The organism is Salinibacterium sp. AL4.1 (assembly GCF_059767305.1).
In genome coordinates this window covers 489,390-515,556 of record NZ_JBSOQK010000002.1, presented here as the reverse complement: position 1 = coordinate 515,556, position 26,167 = coordinate 489,390, and the positions used below count along the sequence as shown (strand labels likewise).

The 26,167-nt window shown below is 62.9% G+C and carries 30 protein-coding genes; 11 read left to right on the top strand and 19 right to left on the bottom strand.

Translation table 11 applies throughout. From position 1 onward, the window contains the following. Nucleotides 1-5: 5 nt before the first annotated feature. Nucleotides 6-476, bottom strand: coding sequence for an Lrp/AsnC family transcriptional regulator (locus ACWTV3_RS11820; RefSeq protein WP_498478391.1), 471 nt, complete (start codon nt 474-476; stop codon nt 6-8). A 155-nt stretch (nt 477-631) separates the two neighbouring features. Between ACWTV3_RS11820 and ald the strand changes: the two genes are divergently transcribed. Continuing rightward, nucleotides 632-1,720 (top strand): alanine dehydrogenase, encoded by a 1,089-nt coding sequence (gene ald, locus ACWTV3_RS11815; protein WP_498478390.1) that lies wholly within the window; start codon nt 632-634, stop codon nt 1,718-1,720. On the opposite strand, the gene ACWTV3_RS11810 is transcribed toward ald, so the two are convergent. From ACWTV3_RS11810 to ACWTV3_RS11800, 3 genes are all read right to left on the bottom strand, one after another. Then, complete coding sequence (locus ACWTV3_RS11810; protein WP_498478389.1) at nt 1,717-2,172, bottom strand: hypothetical protein; 456 nt, start codon at nt 2,170-2,172, stop codon at nt 1,717-1,719. The two genes, ald and ACWTV3_RS11810, sit on opposite strands and share 4 nt — an antisense overlap. An 86-nt stretch (nt 2,173-2,258) precedes the next feature. Continuing rightward, complete coding sequence (locus ACWTV3_RS11805) at nt 2,259-3,029, bottom strand: gamma-glutamyl-gamma-aminobutyrate hydrolase family protein (RefSeq protein WP_498478388.1); 771 nt, start codon at nt 3,027-3,029, stop codon at nt 2,259-2,261. Between the two features lie 175 nt (nt 3,030-3,204). Beyond that, the gene (locus tag ACWTV3_RS11800) at nt 3,205-4,245 is read right to left on the bottom strand and encodes a zinc-binding dehydrogenase (RefSeq protein ID WP_498478387.1); all 1,041 of its coding nucleotides are present in this window, start codon (nt 4,243-4,245) and stop codon (nt 3,205-3,207) included. A gap of 71 nt (nt 4,246-4,316) precedes the next feature. On the opposite strand from ACWTV3_RS11800, the gene ACWTV3_RS11795 reads away from it, so the two are divergent. Together ACWTV3_RS11795 and ACWTV3_RS11790 are read left to right on the top strand one after the other, a co-directional pair. Next, nucleotides 4,317-4,892, top strand: coding sequence for a TetR/AcrR family transcriptional regulator (locus ACWTV3_RS11795; RefSeq protein ID WP_498478386.1), 576 nt, complete (start codon nt 4,317-4,319; stop codon nt 4,890-4,892). A 66-nt stretch (nt 4,893-4,958) separates the two neighbouring features. Continuing rightward, a complete protein-coding gene (locus ACWTV3_RS11790) occupies nt 4,959-6,002 on the top strand; it encodes an epimerase (protein WP_498478385.1) in 1,044 nt (347 codons plus the stop codon). A gap of 3 nt (nt 6,003-6,005) precedes the next feature. Here the strand turns inward: ACWTV3_RS11790 and ACWTV3_RS11785 are convergent, their stop codons facing one another. Further along, complete coding sequence (locus ACWTV3_RS11785; protein WP_498478384.1) at nt 6,006-6,716, bottom strand: GNAT family N-acetyltransferase; 711 nt, start codon at nt 6,714-6,716, stop codon at nt 6,006-6,008. A 254-nt stretch (nt 6,717-6,970) separates the two neighbouring features. Here ACWTV3_RS11785 and ACWTV3_RS11780 point away from each other — a divergent pair, with 254 nt between their 5' ends. Further along, a complete protein-coding gene (locus ACWTV3_RS11780) occupies nt 6,971-9,493 on the top strand; it encodes an FAD-dependent oxidoreductase (protein WP_498478383.1) in 2,523 nt (840 codons plus the stop codon). A gap of 44 nt (nt 9,494-9,537) precedes the next feature. Next, nucleotides 9,538-10,179 (top strand): class I SAM-dependent methyltransferase, encoded by a 642-nt coding sequence (locus ACWTV3_RS11775; RefSeq protein ID WP_498478382.1) that lies wholly within the window; start codon nt 9,538-9,540, stop codon nt 10,177-10,179. An 82-nt stretch (nt 10,180-10,261) separates the two neighbouring features. Here the strand turns inward: ACWTV3_RS11775 and ACWTV3_RS11770 are convergent, their stop codons facing one another. The 5 genes from ACWTV3_RS11770 to speB are packed head-to-tail and all read right to left on the bottom strand — an operon-like array spanning nt 10,262 to nt 14,744. Beyond that, nucleotides 10,262-11,140, bottom strand: coding sequence for a DNA/RNA non-specific endonuclease (locus tag ACWTV3_RS11770; RefSeq protein WP_498478381.1), 879 nt, complete (start codon nt 11,138-11,140; stop codon nt 10,262-10,264). Nucleotides 11,141-11,195: 55 nt separating this feature from the next. Next, nucleotides 11,196-11,834, bottom strand: a complete 639-nt coding sequence (locus ACWTV3_RS11765; RefSeq protein WP_498478380.1) for a cyclase family protein — start codon at nt 11,832-11,834, stop codon at nt 11,196-11,198. A 34-nt stretch (nt 11,835-11,868) separates the two neighbouring features. Continuing rightward, nucleotides 11,869-13,281: a purine-cytosine permease family protein gene (locus tag ACWTV3_RS11760; protein ID WP_498478379.1), complete on the bottom strand. Its 1,413-nt coding sequence runs from the start codon at nt 13,279-13,281 to the stop codon at nt 11,869-11,871. A gap of 57 nt (nt 13,282-13,338) precedes the next feature. After that, nucleotides 13,339-13,758 carry a YybH family protein gene (locus ACWTV3_RS11755; RefSeq protein WP_498478378.1) on the bottom strand — a complete coding sequence of 140 codons (420 nt, stop codon included), beginning with the start codon at nt 13,756-13,758 and terminating at the stop codon, nt 13,339-13,341. An 11-nt stretch (nt 13,759-13,769) separates the two neighbouring features. After that, a complete protein-coding gene (speB, locus tag ACWTV3_RS11750; RefSeq protein ID WP_498478377.1) occupies nt 13,770-14,744 on the bottom strand; it encodes an agmatinase in 975 nt (324 codons plus the stop codon). 90 nt (nt 14,745-14,834) lie between these two features. Here speB and ACWTV3_RS11745 point away from each other — a divergent pair, with 90 nt between their 5' ends. Further along, on the top strand, nt 14,835-15,416 hold the full coding sequence (locus ACWTV3_RS11745; RefSeq protein ID WP_100389457.1) for a helix-turn-helix domain-containing protein: 582 nt from the start codon (nt 14,835-14,837) through the stop codon (nt 15,414-15,416). 130 nt (nt 15,417-15,546) lie between these two features. Further along, the gene (locus tag ACWTV3_RS11740) at nt 15,547-16,386 is read left to right on the top strand and encodes a hypothetical protein (protein WP_498478376.1); all 840 of its coding nucleotides are present in this window, start codon (nt 15,547-15,549) and stop codon (nt 16,384-16,386) included. Nucleotides 16,387-16,532: 146 nt separating this feature from the next. Here ACWTV3_RS11740 and ACWTV3_RS11735 read toward each other — a convergent pair whose 3' ends face one another. From ACWTV3_RS11735 to ACWTV3_RS11725, 3 genes are read right to left on the bottom strand one after another with little or no spacing between them, the layout of a single operon-like run. Next, nucleotides 16,533-16,706, bottom strand: a complete 174-nt coding sequence (locus tag ACWTV3_RS11735) for a hypothetical protein (protein ID WP_205030370.1) — start codon at nt 16,704-16,706, stop codon at nt 16,533-16,535. 51 nt (nt 16,707-16,757) lie between these two features. Further along, on the bottom strand, nt 16,758-17,327 hold the full coding sequence (locus tag ACWTV3_RS11730; RefSeq protein WP_341620597.1) for a GNAT family N-acetyltransferase: 570 nt from the start codon (nt 17,325-17,327) through the stop codon (nt 16,758-16,760). 27 nt (nt 17,328-17,354) lie between these two features. Continuing rightward, the gene (locus tag ACWTV3_RS11725; protein WP_498478375.1) at nt 17,355-17,573 is read right to left on the bottom strand and encodes a hypothetical protein; all 219 of its coding nucleotides are present in this window, start codon (nt 17,571-17,573) and stop codon (nt 17,355-17,357) included. A gap of 443 nt (nt 17,574-18,016) precedes the next feature. Between ACWTV3_RS11725 and ACWTV3_RS11720 the strand changes: the two genes are divergently transcribed. Genes ACWTV3_RS11720 through ACWTV3_RS11710 form a run of 3 tightly spaced genes read left to right on the top strand, consistent with a single transcriptional unit; the run spans nt 18,017 to nt 19,997 of the window. Next, nucleotides 18,017-18,463 (top strand): FAS1-like dehydratase domain-containing protein, encoded by a 447-nt coding sequence (locus tag ACWTV3_RS11720; RefSeq protein ID WP_341620594.1) that lies wholly within the window; start codon nt 18,017-18,019, stop codon nt 18,461-18,463. Continuing rightward, nucleotides 18,460-18,867, top strand: coding sequence for a MaoC/PaaZ C-terminal domain-containing protein (locus ACWTV3_RS11715; RefSeq protein WP_498478374.1), 408 nt, complete (start codon nt 18,460-18,462; stop codon nt 18,865-18,867). Before ACWTV3_RS11720 ends, ACWTV3_RS11715 begins: the two co-directional genes overlap by 4 nt. Next, entirely contained in the window at nt 18,864-19,997 is a 1,134-nt protein-coding gene (locus ACWTV3_RS11710) for a UDP-N-acetylmuramate dehydrogenase (protein WP_498478373.1), read from the top strand. The genes ACWTV3_RS11715 and ACWTV3_RS11710 overlap by 4 nt, the downstream gene beginning before the upstream one ends. A 10-nt stretch (nt 19,998-20,007) precedes the next feature. Here the strand turns inward: ACWTV3_RS11710 and ACWTV3_RS11705 are convergent, their stop codons facing one another. The 4 genes from ACWTV3_RS11705 to ACWTV3_RS11690 are packed head-to-tail and all read right to left on the bottom strand — an operon-like array spanning nt 20,008 to nt 23,521. Further along, complete coding sequence (locus ACWTV3_RS11705; protein WP_498478372.1) at nt 20,008-20,637, bottom strand: response regulator; 630 nt, start codon at nt 20,635-20,637, stop codon at nt 20,008-20,010. Beyond that, nucleotides 20,634-21,788, bottom strand: a complete 1,155-nt coding sequence (locus tag ACWTV3_RS11700) for a sensor histidine kinase (RefSeq protein ID WP_498478371.1) — start codon at nt 21,786-21,788, stop codon at nt 20,634-20,636. Before ACWTV3_RS11700 ends, ACWTV3_RS11705 begins: the two co-directional genes overlap by 4 nt. Beyond that, entirely contained in the window at nt 21,789-22,580 is a 792-nt protein-coding gene (locus ACWTV3_RS11695) for an ABC transporter permease (protein ID WP_498478548.1), read from the bottom strand. A gap of 59 nt (nt 22,581-22,639) precedes the next feature. Then, nucleotides 22,640-23,521 carry an ABC transporter ATP-binding protein gene (locus tag ACWTV3_RS11690; RefSeq protein WP_498478370.1) on the bottom strand — a complete coding sequence of 294 codons (882 nt, stop codon included), beginning with the start codon at nt 23,519-23,521 and terminating at the stop codon, nt 22,640-22,642. A gap of 121 nt (nt 23,522-23,642) precedes the next feature. Here ACWTV3_RS11690 and ACWTV3_RS11685 point away from each other — a divergent pair, with 121 nt between their 5' ends. Then, the gene (locus tag ACWTV3_RS11685) at nt 23,643-24,107 is read left to right on the top strand and encodes a hypothetical protein (protein ID WP_498478369.1); all 465 of its coding nucleotides are present in this window, start codon (nt 23,643-23,645) and stop codon (nt 24,105-24,107) included. Here the strand turns inward: ACWTV3_RS11685 and ACWTV3_RS11680 are convergent. Together ACWTV3_RS11680 and ACWTV3_RS11675 are read right to left on the bottom strand one after the other, a co-directional pair. Next, on the bottom strand, nt 24,104-24,784 hold the full coding sequence (locus tag ACWTV3_RS11680; protein ID WP_498478368.1) for a HEAT repeat domain-containing protein: 681 nt from the start codon (nt 24,782-24,784) through the stop codon (nt 24,104-24,106). The genes ACWTV3_RS11685 and ACWTV3_RS11680 overlap by 4 nt on opposite strands. Nucleotides 24,785-24,817: 33 nt before the next feature. After that, nucleotides 24,818-26,014: a pyridoxal phosphate-dependent aminotransferase gene (locus ACWTV3_RS11675; protein ID WP_100389469.1), complete on the bottom strand. Its 1,197-nt coding sequence runs from the start codon at nt 26,012-26,014 to the stop codon at nt 24,818-24,820. Nucleotides 26,015-26,167: the final 153 nt, after the last annotated feature.

Sequence of the window (26,167 nt, the reverse complement as noted above, 5' to 3'; positions counted from 1 at the left end):
CTGTTCTAGGCAAAGTCGGTAGCGACCGCGTTGCGATGGTACTCAAAGATCATGCTTGTGTTGGTGGAGGCAACGCTGTGGCGGGCCGACAAGTGATCGACCACGAATAGCCGAACCTTTGACGAGTTTTCGACGGCAATGTGCACGAGAAAGTCGTCACCGCCACCCACGAAGAACATCTGAATTACTTCGGGCAGCCGACGGATTTCTTCCGTAAAAGCTTGGATGCTTTCTTGGCGGGCACCTGGGCGCAGCGAGACTCCGATGATTGCTTGCAGCCCGCGCCCGAGCTTTTCTTGGTTGAGCGCGGCGTGATACCCCGTGATGAGGCCGCGGTCGAAAAGCGACTTGATTCGAGTGTGAGCGGTGGATGCCGCAATGCCGACGGTGCTCGCGATCGCCGCGTTGCTCATTCGGGCGTCCCGCGAGAGAAGCGTGAGGATCTTGGTGTCGATCGGGTCGAGCTCGTCAGCCATGCGAAGATCCTTCGGTTGGAAAGCGGATTCAGCGCAATTTTGGCACGGATTTAGGGTCCAGCAAACTAATTTCCGATCAAAATTCTGACTTTTCCACAAAAGACAGAATTTCTGACAGGGTTGAGCAACTCCACTCCGCTGCGAAAGGTAAGTCGATGCGCATTTCTGTACCTGCTGAAATCAAGAACAACGAAAATCGTGTTGCGATAACCCCGGCGGGTGTGGACACCTTGGTGGCTGGCGGGCACGCCGTCACCATTCAGGCTGGCGCCGGCATCGGTAGTGGTTTCACCGATGAACTGTACGCGGCAGCAGGCGCACAGATTGTTGCTGACGCAGCCGAGGTATGGGCATCCGCTGACCTCGTTGTGAAGGTCAAAGAGCCGATCGCTTCGGAGTACGGCTACTTTCGCAAAGACCTCGTTCTTTTCACCTACTTGCACCTCGCTGCCGACCGCGCGCTGACTGAAGCCCTCGTTGCTTCGGGAACCACCGCGATCGCCTACGAGACTGTTCAGGGCGATGACCGTTCGCTTCCTCTTCTCGCCCCGATGAGTGAGGTCGCTGGTCGACTCTCCATCGTCGCTGGCGCGCACGCGCTGCTCAAGGCCGAGGGTGGCAGCGGCCAGCTGCTCGGTGGAGTTGCCGGAACCCCCAAGGCCAAGGTTGTTGTCATCGGCGGCGGTGTTGCCGGTGAGCACGCCGCAGCGAACGCTCTCGGCTTGGGTGCTGACGTCACGATCATCGACATCTCGCTCCCGCGTCTGCGCGCGCTCGAAGTGCGGTTCAACGGCGAAGTTCAGACCCGCGTTTCGACGCGCTACGAAATTGCCGAGCAACTGCTCGAGGCCGACTTGGTGATCGGTTCGGTGCTGATCCCCGGCGCTGCAGCACCCAAGCTCGTCACCGACGAAATGGTCGCGTCGATGAAGCCCGGTTCGGTGCTCGTCGACATTGCGGTCGACCAGGGCGGATGCTTCGAAGGCACCCACGCCACAACCTACGACGACCCAACCTTCACCGTGCACAACTCGCTCTACTACTGCGTTGCCAACATGCCTGGCGCTGTTCCTCGCACCTCGACCCGCGCGCTCAGCAATGCCACGCTGCCGTTCGTTGTCGCCATCGCGAACCACGGTTGGGACGCAGCCGCTGCCGCCTCGCCTGCACTTGCTCGCGGACTCAACGTCGCCAACGGCGAAATCGTCAACGAGGGCGTTCGCGCCGCAATGGCGGTTCGCTAGTAGCGAATCGCTAGCTGTGGACTCACGCGCACCCAGCCGGCTTCGAGAGGTTCGTCGAAGCCAGGTGGGAGCAAGTGAGCTCCGCCGCTGCGGCCACCGCCGCTGTACGAAACCATCGCGCCATTCTCTGCGAAGCGGTCTGTCGGCGCGCATCCCGCTGAGATAAACCAGTCGTCGCCATCTCCGCCTCCACTGGGCGGAGTCGCCACGATCACGCACACCTTGTCTTCACGGTCACGACCGGAATAGATGAGATCATCATCGGCTTCTTCGATCCCCTCGCTGACAAGCGTGAGGTCGGAGTATCCGTCGGCGAAGTCCTCGCTCACCCACGCCGGAAATTCGGCCGGTGTCGCACTGCTGGGCGCGAACTCAGGGTTCACGGGGGCGGTGCAGCCCGCGAGAGTAAGCGCGGTGCCAGCGGCAAGAAGGGTGAGAGCTGGTTTCCGCATGCTCTCAGGTTCGCACCTCGAGCATCCAATCGCAAGGATGCTTCATCTTTGCGTGGGGACGCGCCCCGGGCGTCGACAACTGAGCGCTAAACCGCGACTTCGCTCTGGCGTGCGTGAAACTCTCGCGCCTGCGTGGTGAGCCAGCCGAAGAGCAGCTCGCGGTCGCGTTCGCTCGCCTTGTCGTCTTCGGGATGCCACTGCACGGCGATCAGGGGAGAGGTGGGGTCGGTGCTTTCCACCGCTTCGACCACGCCGTCCGCCGCGCGACCGGTAGCGGTGAGACCGGCGCCCACGACATCCACCGCTTGGTGATGACCGGAACGAATGGTCATCGTGCCGTCGCCATAGAGCTCGGAGAGTTGCGAGGCGGGCTCGAGCGTCACGTCGTGGTTGACCATCGCGTCGACTCCGCCGCCGCTGTGAACGACAGCGCTCGGCTCAAGGTGCTGGATGAGCGTGCCCCCGCGCGCGACGTTCACGATGTGCATCCCGCGGCAGATCGCGAGCACGGGCAGACGACGTTCGGTGGCCTGATTCACGAGTTCAATGTCGACGCGGTCGGTCGTGCGATCGATGTTGTAGAGCTTCGGATGCCGCTCCGTTGCCCCGTACTCGTCGGGATCAACATCGCCACCGCCGAGCAGCACGACACCGTCCGCTTGGCTAAGCGCAGCATCGACGTCAGCTTCGGTGAAACCCTCGACGCTAATCACGCGGGCACCGGTGGCTTCGATCGCCGATTTCATGGATGCTTCGAGCCCATGAATGAGCGCCGTGAGCTCGGGCTTCTCGTGATCGCCACCTGCCGAGGCTTTCGACAAAACGATGGTGGGAACGTACTCAGGGATGGTCGTCATGGGCGGAATCCTCTTGCCTGCATCCGGTCGCTCAGACCGCTGGGTTCAGCCTAAATGAGGTGGCGGCCTGTGGGGAGCAACGCGACCGCAGCAGGGCGAGCACGGTGGCCGCTGACGGCTTTATTGCCGTCGAGCACCGTGACGGCAATAAGGCCGTCGGTCGCGCTGCGTGAGGCTAAGGGCGCAACACAATTTTGCCGACGTGCGCCCGGCGAGCGAGCTCTTCTTGGGCTTCGGCGGCCTGCTCGAGCGGGAACGTCGCCGCGACGAGGGGCTCGATCTCGCCCTGTCGCGCCATGTCCATGAGCAGCTCGAAGTGCTCGGGGGTGTGCATCGTGGAGCCGATGAGTTGCAGGTTGTGCAGGTAGAGGTCGCGCACGTCGAAGCCGATCGTGTGCCCGCCAAGGGCTCCGGCAACGACCCAGCGGCCGGCCTTGCGCAACAGGGGGAGTCCGTCGTGAACGAGGTCTCCGGCAACAACATCGAGAACCACATCGACGCCGTTGGGGGCGGCGGCGCGCACCTGCTCGGCCACGTCGGTCGCGCGGTCGACAACGACGTCGGCGCCGGCATCCCGAACCGCCTGAATCTTGGAACCGCTGCTGATCGCGATCACACGCGCACCGCGAGCACGCGCCAACTGCACGAGCGCAACGCCGACGCCACCGGATGCTCCGGAAACCAACACCGTTTCGCCCGACTGCAACCGGCCGCGCTCGATCATGCCGACCGCGGTTCCGTAGGAGATGGGCAGAGCGGCGAGCTGGTCGTCGCTGAGGGGTGACTTGGTCACATCGTGGATGCGGTCGGCGGGCGCGATCACGTACTCGGCGTACCCGCCGTCGCGTTCGCTGCCCATGAGCCCCGTGATGTTCGCGTCGGGTTCGTCAACGTCATAGACGGCGGGGTCGATGACCACCCGAGAACCAAGGATGCTCGCGTCGACGTCTTCGCCCACCGCGACGACGTGCCCGGAAACATCCCCTCCCTGGATGCGAGGGAATTCGAGCGGTCCACGCCAGCCAGCGCGCGGGCCCGGCAGGCCATACTCGCCTTCGCGAGTCCAGAGATCGGTGTTGTTGAGGGCCGCGGCGCTCACTTTCACGAGAACTTCGTTAGCCCCCGGAGTGGGAGTTGCCACCTCGGTCACGCGCAGAACCTCGGGCCCTCCGTGCTGGGTGAGCTGTACGGCGCGCATGGTGGTGGGAACGTCCATGGGGGTCTCCTCGTGGGTATACTGATCGGTGAACTAAGCCCACAGTACACCGATCGGTAAAGGAGTGTCGAATGTCGGAGACAAAACCGATGACGGCCGCAGGGCACCGCATTCTGGATGCCGCAGGCGACCTCTTCTATAGCCGCGGCATTACGGCGGTCGGTGTCGATCTCATCGCCGAGCACTCGGGCGTGACCAAACGCACCCTCTACAACCAGTTCGGCTCGAAAGATCAGCTTGTGGTCGCGTACCTCGACGAGCGTGAGCAGCGCTGGCAATTGCTGGTTCGCGAAACGATTGCCGCCGCCTCGTCACCGATCGAGGCAGTGCTCGCCCCTCTCGAAGCCCAGCGCACCTGGAACCAGAACAACCCGCGCGGCTGCGCCTTCATCAATGCCCTCGCCGAACTGCCCGACCCGACTCATCCCGCTCACGTCGTCGCCACGCAAGAAAAGCAGTGGCTGATCGACCTGTTCCGCGAGCTCGCCACGGCGGCCGGATGCTCGGCTCCCGACACTCTTGCCACTCAACTCTTGGTGCTGCACGAGGGCGCTCTCGTCACGCAACAGCTCTCGCTCGACACCCTCTCGGCGAGCATCGACTTGGCGCGCGGGCTCGTGCGGGCTGCGGTGCCAGTGCAGTCTTAGCTGCGGGAGTGCGGCACGCAAACTAGATAGGCTGGACTGAGAAATTTTCAGGCTGATGGGGGCGTCATGGCAGCAGAGCAAGCGGCAGCGGAACCGGGCGCGGCACAACCAGCGGCACAGCCAGCGACAGAACCTCAGGCAGCGCAGCCAATCGCGGTTATCGCCGGGGCCGGCGGCTTCGTCGGGCCAGCGATTGCCGAAGCCTTCCGAGACGACGGTTACGACGTGCGGTTCATCGGCCGCAGAGCTGCTGTCACGTGGGATGATCCCGCTGCGATTGCCCAGCTCATCGACGGCTCAGCGATCGTCGTGAACCTCGCTGGCAAATCCGTCAACTGCCGTTACACCGTCGCGAACCGCACCGAAATTCTGCGCTCGCGAGTGGAAACAACTCGGGCCTTGCGTGTGGCGATTGCCGCGGCATCCGCCCCACCGGCGATCTGGATGAACGCCTCCACCGCAACGATCTACCGCCACTCAACCGACCGCCCCAATAGCGACGACAACGGCGAACTGGGCAAAGGATTTTCGGTGGATGTTGCCCGCAACTGGGAGAACGAATTCTTCGAAGGCGACCTGCCGCACACGCGCCGCGTTGCCCTCCGCATGGCGATCGTGCTCGGTGATGGCCCCGCCACCAACCTCTTGCTGCGGCTTGCGCGCGTCGGCCTCGGCGGCCCCCAAATCGACGGCTGGTGGTTCAGCCACAACCGGTACCGCGGCATCGGCCCGACGCCGACAGGCAGTGGTCGCGCCGAAGGTCATAAGACCGGCGGGCGCCAAAAATTCAGCTGGATTCACCTCGACGATGTGGTCAGCGCGATCCGCTTCATCCGCGACGCTGACGCGATTACAGGCCCGGTCAACCTCGCGAGCCCGCACCCCTCCGACAACCGCACGCTCATGGGCATCCTGCGTAAAGCGGTAGGTGCCCCGTTCGGCTTGCCCGCGTGGCGTTGGATGCTCGAGCCCGCGATGTGGGTGCTCAGAACCGAGCCTGAACTCATCCTCAAGAGCCGTTGGGTTGTGCCCAGCACTCTCACCGCGGCGGGCTTCGCGTTCGAGCATCCCGATCTCGCCGACGCCATCGCGGATATCTCCGGCCGCTAGGGCTCAGTCGTTGAGCGGCACGACATCCCACTCGCCGAACAGGGTGAAGCCTGCCGCGAGAGCGACGGCCGACGACCCGTCGTTGCCGGGCTGGCAGCGATACTGTGGCTCGTAGCCGTCGGCGAGAGCGCGCGCACTGATAGCGCGAACGGTGCGAGTCGCGAACCCCTGGCCGCGATACTCGGGCAGCGTGATGATGCCGAGGTCGGCCAGCTGCGAGCCGCGCCACGGATACATGCTCGAGGCGGCCACGAGCCGATCATCCGCAAAGGTTCCGTAGACGAGCCAGTGATCGAGTTCCACGAACGCTTCGTCGAGTTCGTTTTCGGGAATCGCTGCGGTGAACTGCTCGAAGGCGGCAGCGTCCGCTTCTGTCAGAGGACGAGTGGAGTCGGGCGTGACCTCGGCGCGCAGCGTCTCTTGCGCGTGCCGCGGAAGGTAGTAGAGCCGATCGGCTCCGTTGAGGGCTACGCCGGCAGCATCCAATTCGGAGCGGAGCTGATCGCTAGTGATCCGTTGCCCATCGGTGAAATCGAGACGCTCAGCGAATGACGTCACGAGGCTCACGATGCTCGGCCCCACTGCTACATCGAGCAGCGTGACGGCAGTGTTGGTGGGCAGCGATTCGGCGACGCGCACCACGTACAGGGCGTCGAAAGCGGGCTCGCGTTCGTACGTCGGCAACCAGTAGTCGAACACGATCGGTGAATACATTCGACCCCTCTCGGATGCCACAGGGAAACTGCAGCACTGCCCGAATGGCAGAGTTGCAGACTAGCAAACTGGTCTCTGGATGCCGCAGCCCAGCCGCCCTCAATCGAGCAGTATCCGCTCTCAGCAGGGCATCGCGACAGGCCACAACACTCCCGCAGAGCGCCCGCGACAGGAGTAGCGTGAGCTATATAGCGGTGCAGTGATGGACTGTGAAAAGCACAGCTCAGAGGTCGCCGCAGAAGGCATGGCATCCCATGAAGTTGGTCGTTGTTGGAGGAGTGGCAGGAGGCGCATCGGTCGCAGCCCGAGCGCGCAGGCTCGATGAAAGTGCCGAGATTATCGTGCTGGAGCGCGGCCATCACGTCTCCTTTGCCAACTGCGGTTTGCCGTACCACATCGGTGAGGTGATCACCGAGCGAGACCGGCTCCTCCTGCAGACTCCCGAGAGCCTGCGCGAGTCCCTCAATATCGAAGTGCGGATCGCCCATGAAGTCGTTTCGATCGACCGCCAGGCGAAGACTGTTGCCGTGCGCGAGGTCGACACGGGGCGTGAATACGTCGAAAGCTACGACAACCTTGCCCTGTGCACCGGCGCCGAAGCCATCCGCCCGCCGCTGCAGGGCGTCGACCTGCCCGAAGTGCACGTCTTGCGTCGCATCGGCGACATGGATGCCATCAAGGCCGAGCTCGATAGCGCGCTGGAAGCTGCGGCAAGTGGCGCTCGCGGGCCAGTGCGCTGTGTCGTCATTGGTGCCGGGTACATCGGCCTAGAAATGGCCGAGAACCTCAAGCACCGTGGTGCCCTTGTAGACGTCGTCGAACTGAGCGATCAAATCTTGCCGCCACTCGATCACGAAATGTCCGTTCCCGTTGAGCACCACTTGCGCAGCCGCGGCATCACTCTTCATTTACTGACGGGGGCTGCCGCCTTCGCGCCGCGCACCGGCGGCGGGGTGACGGTGGAGCTCACGAACTCGACGACTCTCGAAGCGGATGTCGTCATCCTCTCGGTCGGAGTCCGCCCGAGTGTGGGCCTTGCCCGGGATGCCGGTCTCGACTTGGGCGAGCATGGCGGGTTGGCGGTCGACACCCACATGCGCACGTCGGATCCCCACATCTGGGCGGCGGGAGATTCGGTGGAGACTTCCGATACGGTGCTTCCCGGGTCGGGTCTGGCTCCTCTGGCTGGTCCCGCCAATCGTCAAGCGCGCGTTGCTGCGGAAAACATCTGCGGGCGCGACACCGAGTACAAGTCCACACAGGGCACCTCGATCGTGAAGGTGTTCGAGATGGTCGCGGGTGGCACCGGCGCGACGGAACGTCAGTTGCTGGCGGCGGGCGTCACCCATCGCGCCGTGCACGTGCATCCCTCTGGCCATGCTGGTTACTATCCCGGCACCGCGATGATGCATATCAAGCTGCTCTTCACGCCCGACTCGGGAAAGGTGCTCGGCGCTCAAGTCACTGGTTTTGATGGCGTCGATAAGCGCCTCGATGTATTCGCCACCGCGCTGCGTGCTGGCCTCAGCGTCTGGGATCTTGAAGAACTCGAGCTCGCCTACGCTCCGCCGTTCGGCTCAGCCAAGGACCCGGTCAACATGGCCGGCTTCGTCGCCAGCAACGTACTGCTCGGCGATCTGAACCTCTGGTACGCGCAGGATTACCCCGGTGCCACCGAGGGTGCTCGCATTATTGATGTGCGCACGCCCGAAGAGTTCTCGATCTTCCATCTGCCCGGCGCGGAGAATGTGCCGCTGGCGACCCTTCGCACTAACACGGGCGACTGGGACCGCTCGCGAGGCTTGCGCCTCTACTGCTCGGTCGGTTTTCGTAGTTACCTCGCGTACCGAATCCTCGTGCAGCTGGGATTTACGGATGTCGCCACGCTGTCGGGCGGCTCCGAAACGTTCCGTGCGTGGCATGAGGTCGAGCCGGATGCGGATGGCCCGATCGAACCAGAAACGTCGTACGCCGAAGCAGCCGAAGCGCTCAACTCGGCGCAGGTAGCAGCGCACGTCGCCAACGGCACCGGCGTCTCGGTAAACCTCGACTGCACGGGTCTCGCCTGCCCGGGGCCCATCATGAAGCTCGCCACTGAGATGAAGGGGCTCAACGTCGGCGACGAGATTGTGGTCCACGTCTCCGATCCCGGCTTCGCGAGCGATGCCCCCGCGTGGGTGCGCCGCAACGGTCACGAATTGGTGGCTATCGAACCGGAGGGGCCCGGCTACGTCGCCACCATCCGCAAGGCTGGCCCGGAAGCACTGGCACTCGTGGGTGGGGGCGCGATGGTTGCTGCCTCCGCAAAACCCAAGGTGTCGTTTGTGGTGTTCTCGGGAGACCTCGACAAGGTGATCGCCGCGTTCATCATCGCCAACGGCGCAGTCTCGATGGGCGAAGACGTCTCCATGTTCTTCACCTTCTGGGGTCTGAACGCGCTTCGCCAGCAAAAGCCACCGAAACGTCAGCGGAAGGCGATGGACAAGCTCTTCGCCGGCATGATGCCCGCCGGTGCCGATAAGCTCACGCTCTCCCAGATGCACATGATGGGGGCGGGCACCGCGATGATCAAGAAGACGATGAAGAAGAACGGCGTGCACTCGCTGCCCGAGCTGATGGAATCGGCGATGGCGGGTGGCGCTCGCATCATCGGCTGCACCATGACGATGGATCTGCTTGGCATTGCCGAATCTGACCTCATCGAGGGTGTCGAACTCGGTGGTGTCGCCACGTTCTTGGGCGAGGCCGCTGAATCCACGACGACGCTGTTCATCTAGTCACGTGCTCCCTTTCCGGATACCTTCACGCACAGGCCGCACCTGTGCGTGAGGGCGGCTGGCGCGAACAGTTCTTTCGCCGTGGCTTTGTTTCCTTGTCGCCGACGATGGATGCCCGGGGCGGCGACGCTCATCGTGCCGCTCTGTTTCGCGCCATCTCCGGCACCGTGGTCGAGGTCGGCGCCGGAACCGGCACCACATTTCAGCACTACGGTGCGACGGTGCGGTCTGTTCACGCGGTCGAACCGGATGCCGAACTGCGGTCACTCGCCGAAGCGGCGGCGCTGAAGGCGAGCGTTCCGATCACCGTCAGCGACGGCACCGCCGAAGAAATCCCCGTCGCTACCAACAGCTGCGATTGGGTCGTGTGCAGCCTGGTGCTCTGCACGGTCCCTGATCAACGGGCCGCGCTCGCCGAATTCACGCGCGTGCTGAAGCCGGGCGGCCACCTCGCGTTCTATGAGCATGTGCGCTCGAGCAATCGTGTTGTCGCGACGATCGAAGATCTGCTCACTCCGGCGTGGGCCGCGATAGCGGGTGGATGCCGCCCCAACCGCGACACACTCGCCGAGATCGAGACCGCGGGCTTCGAAATCGACGATGTGGACCGGTTCGGATTCTCGCCGCATCCGGTGTCGCCGAGGGTCGCGCACATCTCCGGCACCGCTCATCTTCCGCTAAGTTGATGGGCTTCGCGGACCTCGTAGCCCACGGTGATACTCCGCCACGCGATATCGTCGCGGTCGGTCACGTCCGAGTGCGGCAATGCTAGAGCCGAATCGACGAGTGATCGAGCAGCTCGACCCAACTAGCCTCAGGCCGCGAGGCGTCTGCAACAGCCCCAACGGGAGCAAGAGCATCCGCCCCGATCAGAACCTCGAAGTCGAGTGCTGTGGCCGCAGCAACGTCAGAGATGGGTACTTGGAAAGTGCGGAAGGGCCCCAGCGGCGGGGGAGCGTCGGCGGCTCGGGCCAGCGCGCGTGCCTCTTCGAGCTCGACACCAGCGAGCTGCGGTCGCTGGTCGAGAAGAAAACCAGCTGCCCGCAGAACGGACCCAGTGCCATCGTCGCTCGCCGCGACCCACGCCGCGATCTTCCAGAACAGCTGCGGGATGCCGACGCCGCGATAAAGCGGATCGTCGTCGCCCAGCACCGGTGCCGTGAACACGCTTATGCGGTTCCGGTTCGCTCGAGCGTACTCCAGCACGTGATCCTCGAGCCCCAACCACAGTTCCTTCGATTGGTTGAATGCAGCGGCCTGGGGTGCAGCGTTCGTAAAGGCGAAGGTGTCGTAGTTGGCGCGAGCCGCTGTTGCCCCATCGCCCCACACCGGGTCGCGGCGGCGCACCAAGTGCCCACGGTCGAGGTCATTGCGGGCGTACACGGCTTCACCCGTCTGTTCGTGCTCAGGGATGCGCGGATCAAGATGCCAATCATTGCCGCGGCCGACGTTCACGAGCGCTGCGCCATCGATATTGACGCCGGTCACCGCGGCGAGGCCGCGCGTGGGATTCAGGCTCACCGAGAAGTGGGTGTAGCTCAGTTCACGGGTGCCACTATCGATTGCCGTAGAGGGTGAAGGAAACGGAACAGCGACGTCGAGAAAGTTCGAATCGTAGCCGTCAGTGTCGAGCGCTGCGTCATCCATGAGGGTAGTGAAGCAGCCTCGCCTGACAATTCAGTCGCGCCTGGCAGTTCAGGAGCTAGTCGTCGAGAACGATCGCGCGCACCGGGGCACCGTCGGCATCGATCGCCAAGGGGAAGAAACCAACGCGCACGCGCTCGGGCAGTCCCTCGAGCCCGGTGATGTTTTCGACGATAAGGCCGTCGTTGCCCAATACGATCTCGTGCACCGGAAAATCGGTAGACCCCCCACCGGTGGGGTCCGGGCTGAGAGTGTCGACGGCGAGCAATCGCATGCCACGCTCCCACAGTTCGGCTGCGGCATCCGGAGCAATCGCGGGGTGACGCAGCGCCTCGTCTGAGCCAAAGTGCTGAGCCCACCCTGTGTCGATCATGACAATGGCGGGCACGGCGGCGGGGATCTCGCCGAGCGCGGCCGTGATCTCGGCGAGGCCGTACTGGGCGTTGGCGCTTTGCCGCGAGAGGTGCACGACGAGCGCATCGCCGACAAGTTCGTTGAGACTAATCGCGGCGGTCGTTCGGCCGCCAGCAACGGTGTGGGATGGGGCGTCGAGGTGAGTGCCGGTGTGTGATCCCAGGTGGAGCAGGCTGACGTCGACGCCATCCTGCTCCACGCTGAGTGCGCTAGTGACTGAGACTGCAGGGTCACCGGGGTAAACCTGCATTCCGCTGGTGATGGGGTGGCTCAGCTCGCGCATGGGGTACCTGATTCCTGGTGAGGCTTAGTGCCAGTTAGGCAACGGGGTTGGCCGTGGCGTCAGCCTCCGCAGCGTCGGAGTTCGCAGCCTCAGCGAGGTGCTGGCTACGAACGGCATCGTGGCGCTTTCGTTCGGGAAGCATGACGGCAAGATAGAGCACGAAGGTGAGAACGAACGCCGGGATGGTGGCGCCGATCGGCAGGAACCACACGTAAGCCCACAAGTACGACATGGTGGCTCCGATGACCCAGATGGCAACGGCGAACCAGTTGACGCCGGCCTTGTACCAGTAGCGACCTCCCCGAGCCTCGAGGATGTCCTTGGTGTAAGCACCGCGCTTCACGATGTAGTAATCCACGATCATGATCGCGAACACCGGCACGAAGAAGGCGCCGATCACGACAAGGAAGTCGGTGAACTGGTTGAGCAACTGCAACCACGTTGAACCGATGATCGAAATACCGCCGAGGATGAGCGCGGTCGGCAAGAACTTCGCCCGCCCGCCAACCTTGGCGTTGACGACCGAGGTCACCATCCCGTACACCACCATTGTGTTGGTGGCCATCACCGAGAGGAAGATCACAATCGCGAGGGGAGCGCCGAAGGCCGCGACGAGCGTGGTGGGGTCGAAGGCTGCTGCCTCGTCACCGTTGAGGATGACGTAAACGAAAGCGGTCAGGCCGAGCGTCATCGCGGTCACCGTCGAGACGGTGTAGCCAATGCCCGAGCCAATCACGCCAGCCTTGGTGGTGCGAGCAAAACGATTGAAGTCTGCCGATAGCACTGTCCACGAAACGGCAGTGGCGATCACGATGTCGAGAACGATAATCGGCGTGAAGCCGAGGCTGGCATCCGGGGCAACGGCCTGAAAATCACCGAGGTCAAATGCGGTGAATGCGGTGATGAAGACCCACGCGATGATGCCGAGAATGAGAACCGCAAGCCACGGTTCAATCTTGGAGATACCTTCGTGGCCCAGAATCGCGAGAATTACGACGATGCTCTGGCAGAGCACGGAGAACAAGATGGGGTTGGAGTAGCCCGTGGCGCTCTGAACCAAGAAGTTGACGGTAACGCCCGCGAGCATCGCCTGCACCCAGCTCCAGCCCATTAGCACTATCACGTTGGCGGCGACTGGCAGCAGGCTTCCGCGAGTACCGAATGCACCGCGGGTGATGGCCATGGTCGGTAGCCCGGTGCGAGTTCCGATAGCGCCGATGGCGGTGAGCACGATGGCTCCGCCGAGGGTTCCCAGCACGATCATGAGGAACGCGGTCGCGAAGTCGACGCCAGGAACGAAGAGAGTTCCCGTAAGTAGCGTCGTGACGACGAGGTTGGCTGCGAGCCAGATCATTCCGATACGCAGCAGTGAGTAGGTGCCCTTGACGGGCTTGCCGCCATCGGATTGATCTTGGGTGTGTTTGCTTAGACGGGAATAGAGCGACATTGCTGCAGTCTCCTCAGTAGGGTGCGGTTTGGGGTGAGTGTTCGGGTAGTCAGTGAGCTATTCCGCGGCAGAGGCGGCGTCGTCGGGCACGGGCGACAAGTGCTCGTGCACGGCCACTAGCTGGTCGTTGTCGAGGCGGAACACGATGGTTTCGCGCTCGCGGTACGCATCTTCGCCATCGCCGGTGTTGACGCGAGTGAAAACGTTGTGGCTGAACACCGCGCCGCCGGGGAACGACTGCACTGCGGCATCCGATGATTCGCACTCGAGTACTTTCCAGCCGCCCTCAACCCAGCTGGCCCACAGGCGCTCGTATTCGGCGCGGTCGTTCAGGCGAGCGGGTTCGGTGTGAAAGATGAAGGTCGCTTCGGGCGCGAAGCCGCGAAAGTAGCGGTCGGCGTCGGTGGCTGCGAAGGCATCGACGATGGCGGATGCTGCGCTGAGCACGTCGTCCTCGTGCGGTGTTGTCGTGCTCATGGTGTGCTCCTCTAGCTCTCGGGCTGTTCGGTCGAGTTCTTGGTGTCGCGGGGAGCCATCGCGCTCAGCAGCTCGTAGGCGACGTGGCTCGCGGCCACAGCCGTGAGTTGCGCGTGGTCGTAGGCGGGGGCGACTTCGACGACGTCGGCGCCCACAATGTTCTTGTCGGCGAGGGCGCGAAGAATGCGCAGCAGTTCGCGGCTTGTGAGTCCGCCGGCTTCGGGGGTTCCGGTGCCGGGCGCGTGGGCTGGGTCGAGCACGTCGATGTCAATTGAGATGTAGAGAGGCTTGTCGCCGATGCGGTCGCGGATGCGTTCGATCGCGACGGCCACTCCGTCTTCTTCGATGTTCTCACTCGTGACGACCGCGAAGCCGAGGCGGCTATCGTCGGTGAGGTCTTCGGCGCTGTAGAGCGGGCCGCGGGTGCCGACGTGCATGCTCGCGGTCAGGTCGATGAGACCCTCTTCGGATGCGCGGCGGAAGGGAGTGCCGTGAGTGACGGGCGCCCCGAAGTAGGTGTCCCACGTGTCAAGGTGAGCGTCGAAGTGCAGCACCGCGACGGGGCCGTGCTTCTTGGTGACGGCGCGCAGAAGGGGGAGTGCGATGGTGTGGTCGCCGCCGATCGTGAGGATGCGGTCGGCGCGGGTTGCGAGGTCGAGGGCGGCCGCCTCGATTTCGAGAATGGCGTCGTCGATGCTGAAGGGGTTCGCGGCAATGTCGCCGGCATCCGACACTTGCTGAACGGCGAAGGGCGACACGTCTTGCGCGGGGTTGTACGGGCGCAGCAGGCGTGATGCTTCACGCACGTGGGCCGGGCCGAAGCGGGCGCCGGGGCGGTAGCTCACTCCGCTATCGAAAGGGATTCCGACGATCGCGATGTCGGTGTGCTCAACATCTTCGATGCGCGGCAGACGAGCGAATGTGGCGATACCGGCAAAGCGAGGGACAATACTTGCATCGACCGGGCCAACAATAGGTTTCGTCATAGTAAACTTTCGATAATCAGCAGTAAACGTGAACTCACAGTAAACCCCGAGGTGCGCGTCGTCAACCCTGATTAGTGATGGAGTAGAGCCATGAGACCGTTGTCGCCCTCACCCAGTGCCGAAGCGCTCGCCATCGGAGCGCGCATCCGCAGTGCCCGCAAAGCGCAGGGCTTCACTCTCGAGCAGATCGCGACTTCTGCGGGGCTAACTAAGGGTTTTCTGAGCCGCCTAGAGCGCGACGAGACCTCGCCCAGCGTCGCCACTCTCGTGCAGCTCTGCCAAGTTCTGTCGCTCGAAATCGGGTCACTTTTCGCTGAGCCCGAAGCGGTAAAAATTTCTTTAGCGGATGCCCCGCACATCAATCTCGGCGGCCAAGGAGTGGATGAGCGGCTCATCTCCCCGCGCAATGAATCTCGTGTTCAAGTCATTCGCACGCACATGCAGCCCGGTGCCAACGGTGGTGACGCCTTCTACACAATCAGTTGCGAAGTCGAGGTGCTGCACGTGATCTCGGGCGCGGTCACCGCGCGATTCGTAGACCGCGAGATTCCCCTCGCCGCGGGTGACTCGCTCACGTTCCCCGGCCGCGAACCTCACAACTGGGAAGCGGATGCCGAACTCGGTGCTGAAGTGATCTGGACAATCGTGCCGGCAACCTGGCGCGGGGAGTAGTCGCACAGGCTCTGTGGCGTTGAACGGCTGGAGCTCTGAAGCGCTGAACCGCTGACTCGCCGGTGAGCCCAGCCCTTTTGGGGGGCGCACGTGCTCTGGATGAGGATCACTCGCACAGCAATAATTGAGTGTGACGTTTCCTTTTCTTTCGAGCCGCCTCAACACCGACGACCTGAGCAGTCTGGAGTGGAAGACGCTCTGGCAGTGCTCAATCAATCGCGCGGTGTTGCGGGAGAATGACGAGGGGCACTCCCTTTCTTTCGTCGATACCCCTTTGGGAACCGGCAACCACAGTGCCGCAATCAGGCTGATCGCAGAGGGCTTTCTTGTAACATCCCCGGGCACGCCAACAGGACGGTTCGTGGATCAGCACCTTCCTTTGGGAAAGATTCTCTCGCCGTCGCGCACCGGATGGCGCGCGCTCAGGTCGCCCGAAGCGGCCGCTTTCAAGCCCACGACTCGCACCGAACTGCAAGGGCTGAGAAACGATCTCGACAGGGAAGACCAAGACCTGCGGGCGCTGTGGCTGCTGCAACTCCGAGCGCCCGTCAGATTCACACCAGACGGGCTGTTAGAAGGAAGAGGGTGGTGGGGTGATGAGAGTAAGTGTCGCGAAGGCATCGTCGCGCTGCTCGATAAAGGTTTCGCCGAGAAGCACGGTCAGGAACTCGTGATTACCCCGAGTGGAGTGGATGCGCTCGCGCAACGCCCCCAGCTCACGTCCGGGTTCGAAGCGCTCAGACGTGTGTACGCAGAGCACCACATCGATGTAGGAACGCCGGAACACTACGAACAGTTCAATGTCGCCAAGAATCAGGGACTCTACGTATGTAGTTGCGGCTGGTACACGATTTATGACGACCCGCTGTCCTATCGTTGGGCAGGCGAATACCCTGCGGGAGCCCACCCCGCTCAGCTGTATGACCAGCAATACCTTGCCGTCACCCGCGAGGTCGAGGGCAAGGCCTAGCTGACCTAGTGCGTGGATGTCGCGAGGGCGCCCGCTAGCCAGCGGCCGACTTCTCGCTGCGATCGCAATCGCACAATTACGAGATTCGGATGCCGCGCCTCAAGCGATGGAACCTCGACGGCGTACTTGTCGCGGGTTGCTATCGCCTATTTCACTACGTGCTCGCGATCGGTGAAGAAAGTGTGCAGCGGCGCTTCGACATTGCCGTTCCAGAGTTCTTCGCGTCGTACAGCGCGACGAATCGTGCGGCGGATGACGCGCGGAAGTGTAGTTCGAAAGAACGGCAGATCGAGCCACACGAGGTCGTCGGGGGCCAGCATGGCATCAGTCTAGAGACGTGCGATCCACAGGCGGAGCACGATTCCTGTGAACTATGTCGTGAGCGGCAACAAGAGCACAGGCACCTCATCGTCGGTGCGCAACCGAGCGTGTATTTCCACGTCGAAGCGCTCACCGCCGTAGCGCAGCTTCTGTCGTTGGACGCCCTCTGGGGCGAAGCCTGCTCGAGTGGCGACGACGCACGACGCAGGGTTGTTGACTCGGTGACCTAACTCGAGGCGGAATAACCCCTCATCGAAAGCCCACTCGGCGGCCGTAGCGAGAGCGCGAGTGGCCAACCCTCTCCCGCGACCAGAAGCAGCGAGCCAGTAGTACAGCCACGCAGTGTCGTGTCGTCGGTCGATGCTCGAAATCCCCATGTTGCCGACAGCACAAGCGCCATCCACGATCGCCCAATTGAGGTGCGTATTACCGCGTCCGAGATCGGCAGCGATGAAGTCTCGAGCACGCGCTTCTGAGAACAAAGTGGGCGAACCCAATTGGATGCCTAAATCAGGCGTCGACCGGTAGGCGTCGAGCAGCGCGCCAGCATCAGTGGGCTGCCATGGCCGGAGGTGGGGTTCGCTCTGCGGCGCAGCGGCGGACGCGGTGAACGAATCCATCACATTGCCGGAGCGGTATCTTGTGCCCTAGTCAACGATCTCAGTTTGAGTCGCGATGTAATCCCGCTCGTCGTCACCGAGGCGTTGGGGTGCGGTCGCGGCATCGCTGTTTGTCAGCGTCGCGATCTCTTGGAGTACCGAGTCGTTGATCTCGCCGTGGAGATCTTCTTTCAGCGAATGCTTGGCCTCGATGCTCAGTTCGGGCCACCAGCGCTCAATGGGGGGAAGGGTGTTGGTCGAATCCATGAGGTGCCTTTCCGCGATTGGTTGACCCATTGTGCACTACGCGACTGGATTTTTCACCGTGCTTGCGATGTTCCATCGAGGTGCTTCACCCGAGAAATGTCGGTGGCTGCGGGTAGTTTTAAAGAAAGTTGGCCGACACGCCGTGACACTACATCTAGGGTAATGACAGGGGTGTCATTACCCATATATAGTGAAATCTCCGACAAACCGTCGGCAAACTTCGAGAAGACTTTAAGGAGGATCGAATGGATAACGAAAACGACACTGTTGGCGGATACGCAATTCCCGTCGACCCAATGGATCTTCTGCAGTGCGACAGCTGCCAGTAAAAATTTACTGAGCTAACGCCTCACAAGATTCCTGAAGCCCCGGCAGACCTCACGGTCTCCCGGGGCTTCACTCTTTAACGTGCAGAACCCTCAACACTGCCTAAACTGGTAACCGTGCCAGTGAATCCAGAACTAGAAGGCCGGGTCTTCCCGCCCACCACCCCGTATCTTGTCGGGCGCGAAAAAGTACGCGAGTTTGCTCGCGCCGTCTTCGCCCAAAGCCCCCTCAACCACGACGCTGAAGCAGCGAAAGCAGCAGGCTATGCGGATGTCGTAGCACCGCCCACCTTCGCCGTCGTCATCCAAGAAGCAGGCCTCGCCCTTCTCCTGGCCGCCCCCGACACCGGCATCGACTTCTCCCGCATCGTGCACGGAGAACAAAAGTTCCGCTACACGCGACCCATCGTCGCCGGCGACGAACTCACCGCCATCCTCACCGTCACGAGCATCAAGTCCCTCGGTGGCAACGACATGATTACCGCCGAAACCGCGATCAGCGATGCCGGCGGTAATCACGTCGTCACCGCAACCTCCGTACTCGTCATGAGAGGCACAGAATGAGCGACCTCACCGTCGGGCAAGAACTCATCACCGGCAAAGTCACCCTCACCCGCTTCTCCCTCGTGCGTTACGCCGGAGCATCCGGAGACTTCAACCCCATTCACTACCGCGACGACGTCGCCAAGTCAGTAGGCCTGCCCGGCGTCCTCGCCCACGGCATGCTCACGATGGGCCTCGCCGTTCAGCCCGTCATTGACTGGATGGATGGTCGCGGCGAAGTCGTCGAATACGGCGTACGCTTCACGCGCCCCGTCGTCGTTGATGGCAACGGTGGAATCACCGTCAACGTCAGCGCCAAAGTTGGCGCGATCGAAGACGATGTGACGCGCATCGACCTCACGGTCAGCGCCGCGAACCAGACCGTGCTCGGTAAATCACAAGTGAGGGTCAAACTCAACAAATGACCGACACCGCCCCCAGCGAAAGCACAGCGCCGCAACACAACGCGATGCTTGCCGACCTCACCACCATTCGAGTAGGAGGACCAGCACACACGCTGCTGCGTCCCGCTACCGAGCAAGAACTTCTCGCAACCATGCGAGACGTGTGGCAACGAGGCGACGAATGGCTGCTCATTGGGGGCGGCTCCAACATGGTCATCAGCGATGAAGGATTCGACGGAACTGTCATCCACATCGCGACCCGAGGCATTCAACTCGTCTCCCAAACCGACACCACCCTCAGCCTGCGTGTGCAAGCCGGTGAATCGTGGGATGGACTCGTAGCGAAACTGGTTTCACGCGGCTGGGCTGGGCTCGAAGCGCTCAGCGGTATCCCCGGCTCCGTGGGAGCAGCCCCCATCCAGAACATCGGAGCGTACGGGCAAGAAGTTGCCAGCGTGCTCGACGGCATTGACTTTCTCGACTACGACACCAGCGAATTCGTGCACCTGACGACCGCCGAACTCGAACTGGGCTACCGCAACTCAGTGATCAAAGAGGCTCGCGCCGGCGTTGTTCTCGCCGTGTACATCACACTCACTGCCTCGCCCGAGAGCACCGTTCAGTACCAACAACTCGCGACCGCGCTCGGCGTAAACATCGGAGACGGCGTACCCGTGCAGCAGGTGCGCGACACCGTACTCGCGCTGCGGGCCTCCAAAGCGATGGTGCTCGACCCCAACGAACCTGACTCGGCCAGCTGCGGCTCGTTCTTCACGAACCCGATCGTGCCCGAACACATCGCCCGGGCCCTTCCCGCGGATGCCCCACGCTGGGTCATCGACGATGAGCCGGTTGCCGATGTTGTGGTTCCGCTCGGCGAAACTCCCGCACCGCCACCGCCGCCCAAGCCTCGACTGGTGAAGCTCAGCGCCGCCTGGCTCATCGAGAATTCGGGCGTCAAGAAGGGCTTTCGCCTCCCGGGGTCGCGCGCTGCCGTCTCCACCAAACACAGCCTGGCAATCGTCAACCGCACTGGCGCCGATGCCGCAGAGATTGCAGAACTCGCCCGCTACATCGGGGCGTGCGTGCTCAGCCGGTATGGCATCCACTTGCAGCCCGAGCCTGTAGCTGTCGGAGTCGAACTGGCCTAGTAGGAGCGGCCTAGCTGGTTCGGGGCAGCAGCCCCAGCTCCATCGCCTTCGTCACCGCGCGAGTGCGATCCTTCACGTCGAGCTTCTCGAAGACGTGGATGAGGTGGGTCTTCACCGTCGCCTCACTCACGAACAGGGCGGCGGCAATCTTTCGGTTGCTATTGCCCGCTGCGACGAGAGCGAGTACTTGAGTTTCACGTTCGCTCAGTGTCACCTTTGCGGGTTCGCGCATCCGATTCACGAGCAGTGCTGCAATAGACGGAGCCAGCGCGACCTCGCCGCGGGCGACCGAGCGGAGCCCAGCCAAGATCTCCTCCTGGGGAGCAGCCTTCAGCAGGTAGCCACTCGCTCCGGCTTCGATGGCGGTCAGAATGTTTTCGTCGGACTCGTAGGTCGTCAGAATGAGCACGCGCACGTCCGGGCGCGCAGCCACGAGCTGCGCGGTTGCCTCGGCGCCTCCGAGGCCGGGCATGCGCAAATCCATGAGCACAACGTCGGGGGAGAGCTGGGTGGCCAGGGCGACCGCCTCGCTGCCGTCGCTGGCTTCGCCGACGACTTCGATGTCATCCGCCGAACTCAGTAGGCCAACGATTCCACTGCGGACGATCGGATGATCGTCAGCAACGACAACACGAATCATGCGAAAACTTCTTTCGGGATGGTGGCGCGCACCGTGGTGCCCGCGGTCGAACTATCAACATCGAGGCGGCCGTTCACGAGGGCCAGACGTTCGCTCATTCCTTCGAGCCCGAAGCCGGTATGAGTGGTGGTCGGGTCGAAGCCGGTGCCATCGTCGGTCACGGCAACAGTGAGCCCGGCGTCGTCGACGCTCACCGTAATCGTGGCGCGAGTCGCGTTCGCGTGCTTGCGCACATTGGCGAGGGCTTCTTGAGCGCAGCGCAGAACCACCACCTCAGTTTCGCGGGCGATTGCGGGAAGGTGCTCGGCATCCACCGTTACCGTCAGTTGGGTTTCGCGGCTGTACCGCTCGGCCAGTCGGGTCAGAGCGCTCGTGATTCCGTCGCCTGTGAGCCCCACGGGAGCGGATGCCGTAACCAGTGCGCGCGCCTCCGCGAGTGCTGCGCGGGCGCTGTCTTCAATCAGCTCAAGCTGTTCGGCTGCGGCGGCAGCGTTGTTGTTATCCAGTTCGCGCTTCGCTCGTTGGGCAACGAGCACTAGCCCGGTGAGGTCTTGCGCGATGGTGTCGTGGATTTCGCGGGCGAGCCGCTCTCGTTCGCTGGAGACGCCGGCATCCCGGCTGATGGCGGCGAGTTCGTCGCGCGTGGATTGCAGCTCAAGTACGAGGTCGTGGCGTTGGTTGCTGAGTTTTGAGATCTGGGTGATCCAGAGGCCGAGGGCGAGGCTGAAGATGAGGGAGAGCGCAGTGACGGTGCTGCTGTACAGCACGGCTTCAACGCTCAGCCCCATGTTGATGATCGAGCCGACTCCCACGGAGAGGGCGAGCGCAACGTTGCTGATAATCGCGTTGCGGGTGCGTTCGGAGATCACCCACACGAGGGGATACGCGAGGGCTTGCAGCGTGGCCATCACGGGCATGAAGGCTACGGCCACGCCCACGGTGACGACGAGCGCGGTCACGAAAGCGAAGGCGGCTAGGCGGCTAGCCTGCGAACGAATACCGAGCGTGAACCAGGCGAGCGCGAAAGCTGCCAACGCGATTCCGGCGCCCGTCTTGGTCCCCGAGCTATAGCCGCCGGAGCCGACGATGAGCACTGCCATGACCGCCGTTGTGACGGTCACCGCAATGCTCATCCACCGAACAAAACCCATTTAGCTATCCTTGCGGATCCAGCGGAAGGTCAGGCGCGTCACGATCAGGCCGATAACCAACCAGAGGCCGGTGGCGATGGCCACTCCGGGAAGGTTCCAGCTTTCGGATTGCTCCATCACTTCGAAGCTGGCGGGGAGGAACACTTCGCGCATTCCCTGCGCCATCCACTTGAGCGGGAAGATGCTGGCAAAGTTCTGCAACCACTCGGGCAACATCGAGAAGCCGAGGTAAACGCCCGAGATGAACTGCAGTATGAGGGCGACAGGGATCACGACGGCAGTGGCACTCTTGCCGCTGCGGGGGAGGCCGCTCAGTGCAATTCCGAGCACGGCGGATGTCGTGACCCCGAGCACAAAGACCCACGCGAACGTCACCCATTTGCTGGGTTCACTCGGTAGCTCCACGTCGAAGGCGAGGCTCGCGACCAGAATCACGAGCGTAGCTTGCAGCACACCGGTCGTAAAGACTTGCCCGATCTTGCCAATGAAATAGCTCATCACCGGCAGGGGTGTTCCGGCCAGCCGTTTGAGCGTTCCGTCGCTGCGTTCCATCGCAATGTCGATGGCCATGTTCTGCAGACCGCTCAGCAGCAGTCCCGCGGCGATCATCCCGGGCAGGTAGAAGGCGGCTGCGGTGAGCGGCTCTTCTTCGGTGCCGAAGTTCTGCTCGCTGAAGGCAACCGCGAAGATCGTGAGCATGACGACAGGAAAGAGGAAGGTGAAGAAGACCGAGTCGCCCTGGCGAAAGTAACTGCGCACTTCGAGCGTGATGCGGCTGAAACCAAGTCGCATACTGCGGCCGATTCCGAGGCCGAAGCTGGGGGCAGTTTCGGTAGTGGTCGGTGCGGCGCTCATCGGGCGTTCTCCACTTCGTGTGCGTGTGCGTGTGCATGGTCGGAGACCAACTGCAGGTAAATGTCTTCGAGGCTGGGGCGAACGATCTCGAGTCCGGCCGGTTCTGCACCGGCAGCCATGAGGGATGCCACGACAGCGCCAGGAGTGTGGGTGCGCTCTTCGTGCTTGCCGTTGGCATCGCGCCACCGTACGCGTGGGATGCGCGCTTCTTCTCCGCCAATCTCATCGATGGCACCGATATCGATCATTTTGCCGCCCGCAATCACACCGGCACGGTCGCCCAATTGCGCAGCCTCATCGAGGTAGTGGGTAGTGAGAAGGATGCTCGTGCCGTCCGCCTTGAGCGAGCGAATCAGTTGCCAGAACTGTTGACGTGCCTCGGGGTCGAAGCCCGTAGTGGGCTCGTCGAGAAAGAGCAGCTCGGGGCTTCCGATGATGCCGAGCGCGACATCCACTCGCCGGCGTTGGCCGCCCGAAAGTTTGCGGATCAAGGTGCCCGCTTTCGCCTCGAGCCCTACGGATGCGATCACTTCGTCGACATTGCGCGGGTTGGGGTAGTAACCAGCAAAGTGGGTCAGCTGTTCGCGCACGGACACATTGCCGCTCTCGCCCGACGACTGCAACACGATTCCGAGACGGGCCTTCCAGTTGAGGCCGCCTTTACCCGGATCGACGCCCAGCACCTTCACCGAGCCACCGGTTCGGTCACGGTATCCCTCAAGGATCTCGATCGTGGTCGATTTGCCGGCGCCATTCGGGCCGAGCAAAGCGAAGGTCTCGCCGCGCTGAATCTCGAAACTGACCGAGTCGACAGCGGCAAAAGAGCCGTAGGTTTTGCGCAGATTCTCGACCTGCACGACGGGAGCGGTGGTGTTCATGCTTCTATCGTCGCTTGTCTGGGCCGGGCGCGACAGGTGCAGTCGGTTAGAGGTCCATCAACCGATCGGTTGATGCGGCGCTGTTGCGCGAGTATTCAGCCAGCGCCGCTACGGTCAAACCATGATCTCGCCGGCCCGCACTCGAACCACCGCTCTTGCCGCGCTCGCGCTCGCCGTTGCCTGTGCGGTCACCGGATGCTCGTCGCCGGGCACCTCCAACAACACGTCTGAGCTCAGCACAACACCGCCAGCCAGCTCAAGCCCTGACGCGACCACGTTCTTCCCCGATGTGGAAGAGGTGGAGGTCACCCCCTCTGGCGCCAACGTCTTCGACTTCGCGGTCACCATTAGCTCTCCCTACGACACCCCCGAGCAGTACGCCGATGGCTGGCGCGTAGTAGCGCCCGATGGAACGGTACTCGGCGAGCACACGCTCACACATGATCACGCGAGCGAGCAGCCGTTCACGCGCACGCAGTCGGGCGTCGAAATCCCTGAGGGCATTACTGAGGTCACCATCGAGGGCCGTGATCAGGCCAATGGTTACGGTGGAACGACGGTATCTGTCGAGTTGCCCGGGCGCTAGGCCTGCTCGCTGTCGTCGGACTCTCCGCTTTCACCTGCTGCATCATCCGCAAGCAGAAGGCGTAGCTCTGCATCGAAGAGCGCGGCTTCGTAGCCGTCGTCGGGGGATTCGCGCAGCAGCACCGTTGTCATAGCGTGCAGCCGTGCATTCGCGCTGCCGTTCTCAACAATCTCGTCGAGCAGCGTCGCGGCGTGATCGCCGAGCGTCACGAGTGACCGGCTGAGGCTCATCTTGGCATCGCGCTCGCCATGGCCGAGATGGGGCACGAGCAGTGCGGCCAATTCGGATTCGCGTCCCTCGGGAACGAGTACTGTTGCCACTCGCCAGGCGGTGCGCGCCACGGTCTCGTCAGAGTCGTTGAGAACCTCGGGCGTGATCGCTTGCCAGCCGGCAGGGTCGCCAATCTTCGACAGCGTGTGCAGCGCTTGGCTTCGTGCCTGCGCGGTTCCCGAGCGCGTCTCGGCCACCAGCAGCGGTACGGTTACCGCCGCCGGATGCCGCATCAACGCCCACGTGAGAGTCTCACGAACGTTGAGGTCAGGCTCGATCGCGCACCGCTCAAGCAGCACGCGCACGAATTCGTCACGCGGGTGGGTACCGGCCGACATCGCAGCTTGCAGGCGCTGTGACGGCAGGGCAGCGGTAAGTGCCGTGCTCAGTCGGTCAGCGGCATCCATAATTCCTTCACCGCACGGGTGGCGTTTGTTGTCTTAGCTAAAGAGCTTCTGTAGGCGCTGCACGCCTTCGAGAAGAGCGTCGTCGCCGAGGGCGTACGAGAGGCGCAGGTAGCCGCTGGGTCCGAATGCTTCTCCGGGCACGACGGCAACTTCGGCCTGATCGAGAATGAGATCGGCGAGCTCGAGGCTCGTAGTCGGAGTGACTCCGCCCCATTCGCGGTTCAGCAGGCCCGTGACATCCGGGTAGACGTAGAACGCGCCCTGCGGAGTCGGACAGTTGAGGCCCTCGATCTTGTTGAGTTCCGAGACGATGAGCTTGCGGCGACGGTCGAAGGCCAGGCGCATTTCTTCCACGGCATCCTGCGGGCCGGTGAGCGCTTCGATCGCGGCACGCTGCGAGATGTTGGAGACGTTGCTCGTGAGGTGCGACTGCAGGTTCGCAGCGCCCTTCATGGCGTCGACCGGGCCGACCATCCAGCCGAGGCGCCAGCCGGTCATCGAGTAGCTCTTAGCGACACCGTTCACGAGGATGGTGGTGTCGGCGAGCGCCGGAACAGCCTCCACGATCGAGACGGCACGCACTCCGTCGTAGACCAAGTTCTGGTAGATGTCATCGCTGATCACCCAGATGCCGTGCTCGAGAGCCCACTCGCCGATGGCCTTGGTCTGCTCGGGCGAGTAGACGGCACCGGTGGGGTTCGACGGCGAAACGAAGAGCAGCACCTTGGTGTTCTCGGTGCGGGCGGCTTCAAGCTGCTCGACCGTGACGAGGTACCCCTGGTCGGCGCCGGCGAAGACCTCAACGGTGTTGCCGCCCGCAAGCTTGATGGCTTCGGGGTAGGTGGTCCAGTACGGGGTGGGAACGATGACGTCGTCGCCCTCGTCAACGAGAGTCGCGAAGGCTTGGTAAACGGCTTGCTTGCCACCATTAGTGACGACGACCTGGTTGATACCCACTTCGAGGCCGCTGTCGCGCAGCGTCTTGGCGGCGATAGCTTCGCGCAGCTCGGGGAGTCCGGCTGCAGGCGTGTAGCGGTGGTTCTTGGGGTCGAGCACAGCCTTGGATGCCGCCTCCACGATGTTCGCGGGAGTCGCGAAATCGGGCTCGCCCGCCGCATAGCTGATGATGGGTCGCCCGGCCGCAAGAAGCGACTTGGCTTTGGCATCCACCTTGAGGGTGGCTGACTCGGCGATGGCGGAAATTCTGGCGGAGAGGCGAGGTGAGGTCACGCCATAAGTCTATGGCTTCGGATGCGTGGATGCCCAGAGATTGCTGGCGGTGCACAGGCACGCACACAGAAGACTGGCCCTACCGCGAGAACGCGATAGGGCCAGAGAGAAGCGGCCGGAGCTGTGATCCTGGGGGGACGATAAGCTCCGGCC

Excerpts from the sequence above, each read along its gene's own strand:
- ACWTV3_RS11680 (WP_498478368.1), bottom strand. The coding sequence starts at position 24,784 with ATGGATGCCGCTGACCGACTGAGCACGGCACTTACCGCTGCCCTGCCG.
- ACWTV3_RS11785 (WP_498478384.1), bottom strand. The coding sequence starts at position 6,716 with ATGTATTCACCGATCGTGTTCGACTACTGGTTGCCGACGTACGAACGC.
- ACWTV3_RS11730 (WP_341620597.1), bottom strand. The coding sequence starts at position 17,327 with ATGGATTCGTTCACCGCGTCCGCCGCTGCGCCGCAGAGCGAACCCCAC.
- ACWTV3_RS11710 (WP_498478373.1), top strand. The coding sequence starts at position 18,864 with ATGACCGACACCGCCCCCAGCGAAAGCACAGCGCCGCAACACAACGCG.
- speB (WP_498478377.1), bottom strand. The coding sequence starts at position 14,744 with ATGACGAAACCTATTGTTGGCCCGGTCGATGCAAGTATTGTCCCTCGC.
- ACWTV3_RS11725 (WP_498478375.1), bottom strand. The coding sequence starts at position 17,573 with ATGGATTCGACCAACACCCTTCCCCCCATTGAGCGCTGGTGGCCCGAA.
- ACWTV3_RS11685 (WP_498478369.1), top strand. The coding sequence starts at position 23,643 with ATGATCTCGCCGGCCCGCACTCGAACCACCGCTCTTGCCGCGCTCGCG.
- ACWTV3_RS11695 (WP_498478548.1), bottom strand. The coding sequence starts at position 22,580 with ATGCGACTTGGTTTCAGCCGCATCACGCTCGAAGTGCGCAGTTACTTT.
- ald (WP_498478390.1), top strand. The coding sequence starts at position 632 with ATGCGCATTTCTGTACCTGCTGAAATCAAGAACAACGAAAATCGTGTT.
- ACWTV3_RS11810 (WP_498478389.1), bottom strand. The coding sequence starts at position 2,172 with ATGCGGAAACCAGCTCTCACCCTTCTTGCCGCTGGCACCGCGCTTACT.
- ACWTV3_RS11760 (WP_498478379.1), bottom strand. The coding sequence starts at position 13,281 with ATGTCGCTCTATTCCCGTCTAAGCAAACACACCCAAGATCAATCCGAT.
- ACWTV3_RS11780 (WP_498478383.1), top strand. The coding sequence starts at position 6,971 with ATGAAGTTGGTCGTTGTTGGAGGAGTGGCAGGAGGCGCATCGGTCGCA.
- ACWTV3_RS11700 (WP_498478371.1), bottom strand. The coding sequence starts at position 21,788 with ATGGGTTTTGTTCGGTGGATGAGCATTGCGGTGACCGTCACAACGGCG.
- ACWTV3_RS11705 (WP_498478372.1), bottom strand. The coding sequence starts at position 20,637 with ATGATTCGTGTTGTCGTTGCTGACGATCATCCGATCGTCCGCAGTGGA.
- ACWTV3_RS11735 (WP_205030370.1), bottom strand. The coding sequence starts at position 16,706 with ATGCTGGCCCCCGACGACCTCGTGTGGCTCGATCTGCCGTTCTTTCGA.
- ACWTV3_RS11755 (WP_498478378.1), bottom strand. The coding sequence starts at position 13,758 with ATGAGCACGACAACACCGCACGAGGACGACGTGCTCAGCGCAGCATCC.
- ACWTV3_RS11765 (WP_498478380.1), bottom strand. The coding sequence starts at position 11,834 with ATGCGCGAGCTGAGCCACCCCATCACCAGCGGAATGCAGGTTTACCCC.
- ACWTV3_RS11770 (WP_498478381.1), bottom strand. The coding sequence starts at position 11,140 with ATGGATGACGCAGCGCTCGACACTGACGGCTACGATTCGAACTTTCTC.
- ACWTV3_RS11790 (WP_498478385.1), top strand. The coding sequence starts at position 4,959 with ATGGCAGCAGAGCAAGCGGCAGCGGAACCGGGCGCGGCACAACCAGCG.
- ACWTV3_RS11805 (WP_498478388.1), bottom strand. The coding sequence starts at position 3,029 with ATGACGACCATCCCTGAGTACGTTCCCACCATCGTTTTGTCGAAAGCC.
- ACWTV3_RS11795 (WP_498478386.1), top strand. The coding sequence starts at position 4,317 with ATGTCGGAGACAAAACCGATGACGGCCGCAGGGCACCGCATTCTGGAT.
- ACWTV3_RS11715 (WP_498478374.1), top strand. The coding sequence starts at position 18,460 with ATGAGCGACCTCACCGTCGGGCAAGAACTCATCACCGGCAAAGTCACC.
- ACWTV3_RS11745 (WP_100389457.1), top strand. The coding sequence starts at position 14,835 with ATGAGACCGTTGTCGCCCTCACCCAGTGCCGAAGCGCTCGCCATCGGA.
- ACWTV3_RS11690 (WP_498478370.1), bottom strand. The coding sequence starts at position 23,521 with ATGAACACCACCGCTCCCGTCGTGCAGGTCGAGAATCTGCGCAAAACC.
- ACWTV3_RS11820 (WP_498478391.1), bottom strand. The coding sequence starts at position 476 with ATGGCTGACGAGCTCGACCCGATCGACACCAAGATCCTCACGCTTCTC.
- ACWTV3_RS11800 (WP_498478387.1), bottom strand. The coding sequence starts at position 4,245 with ATGGACGTTCCCACCACCATGCGCGCCGTACAGCTCACCCAGCACGGA.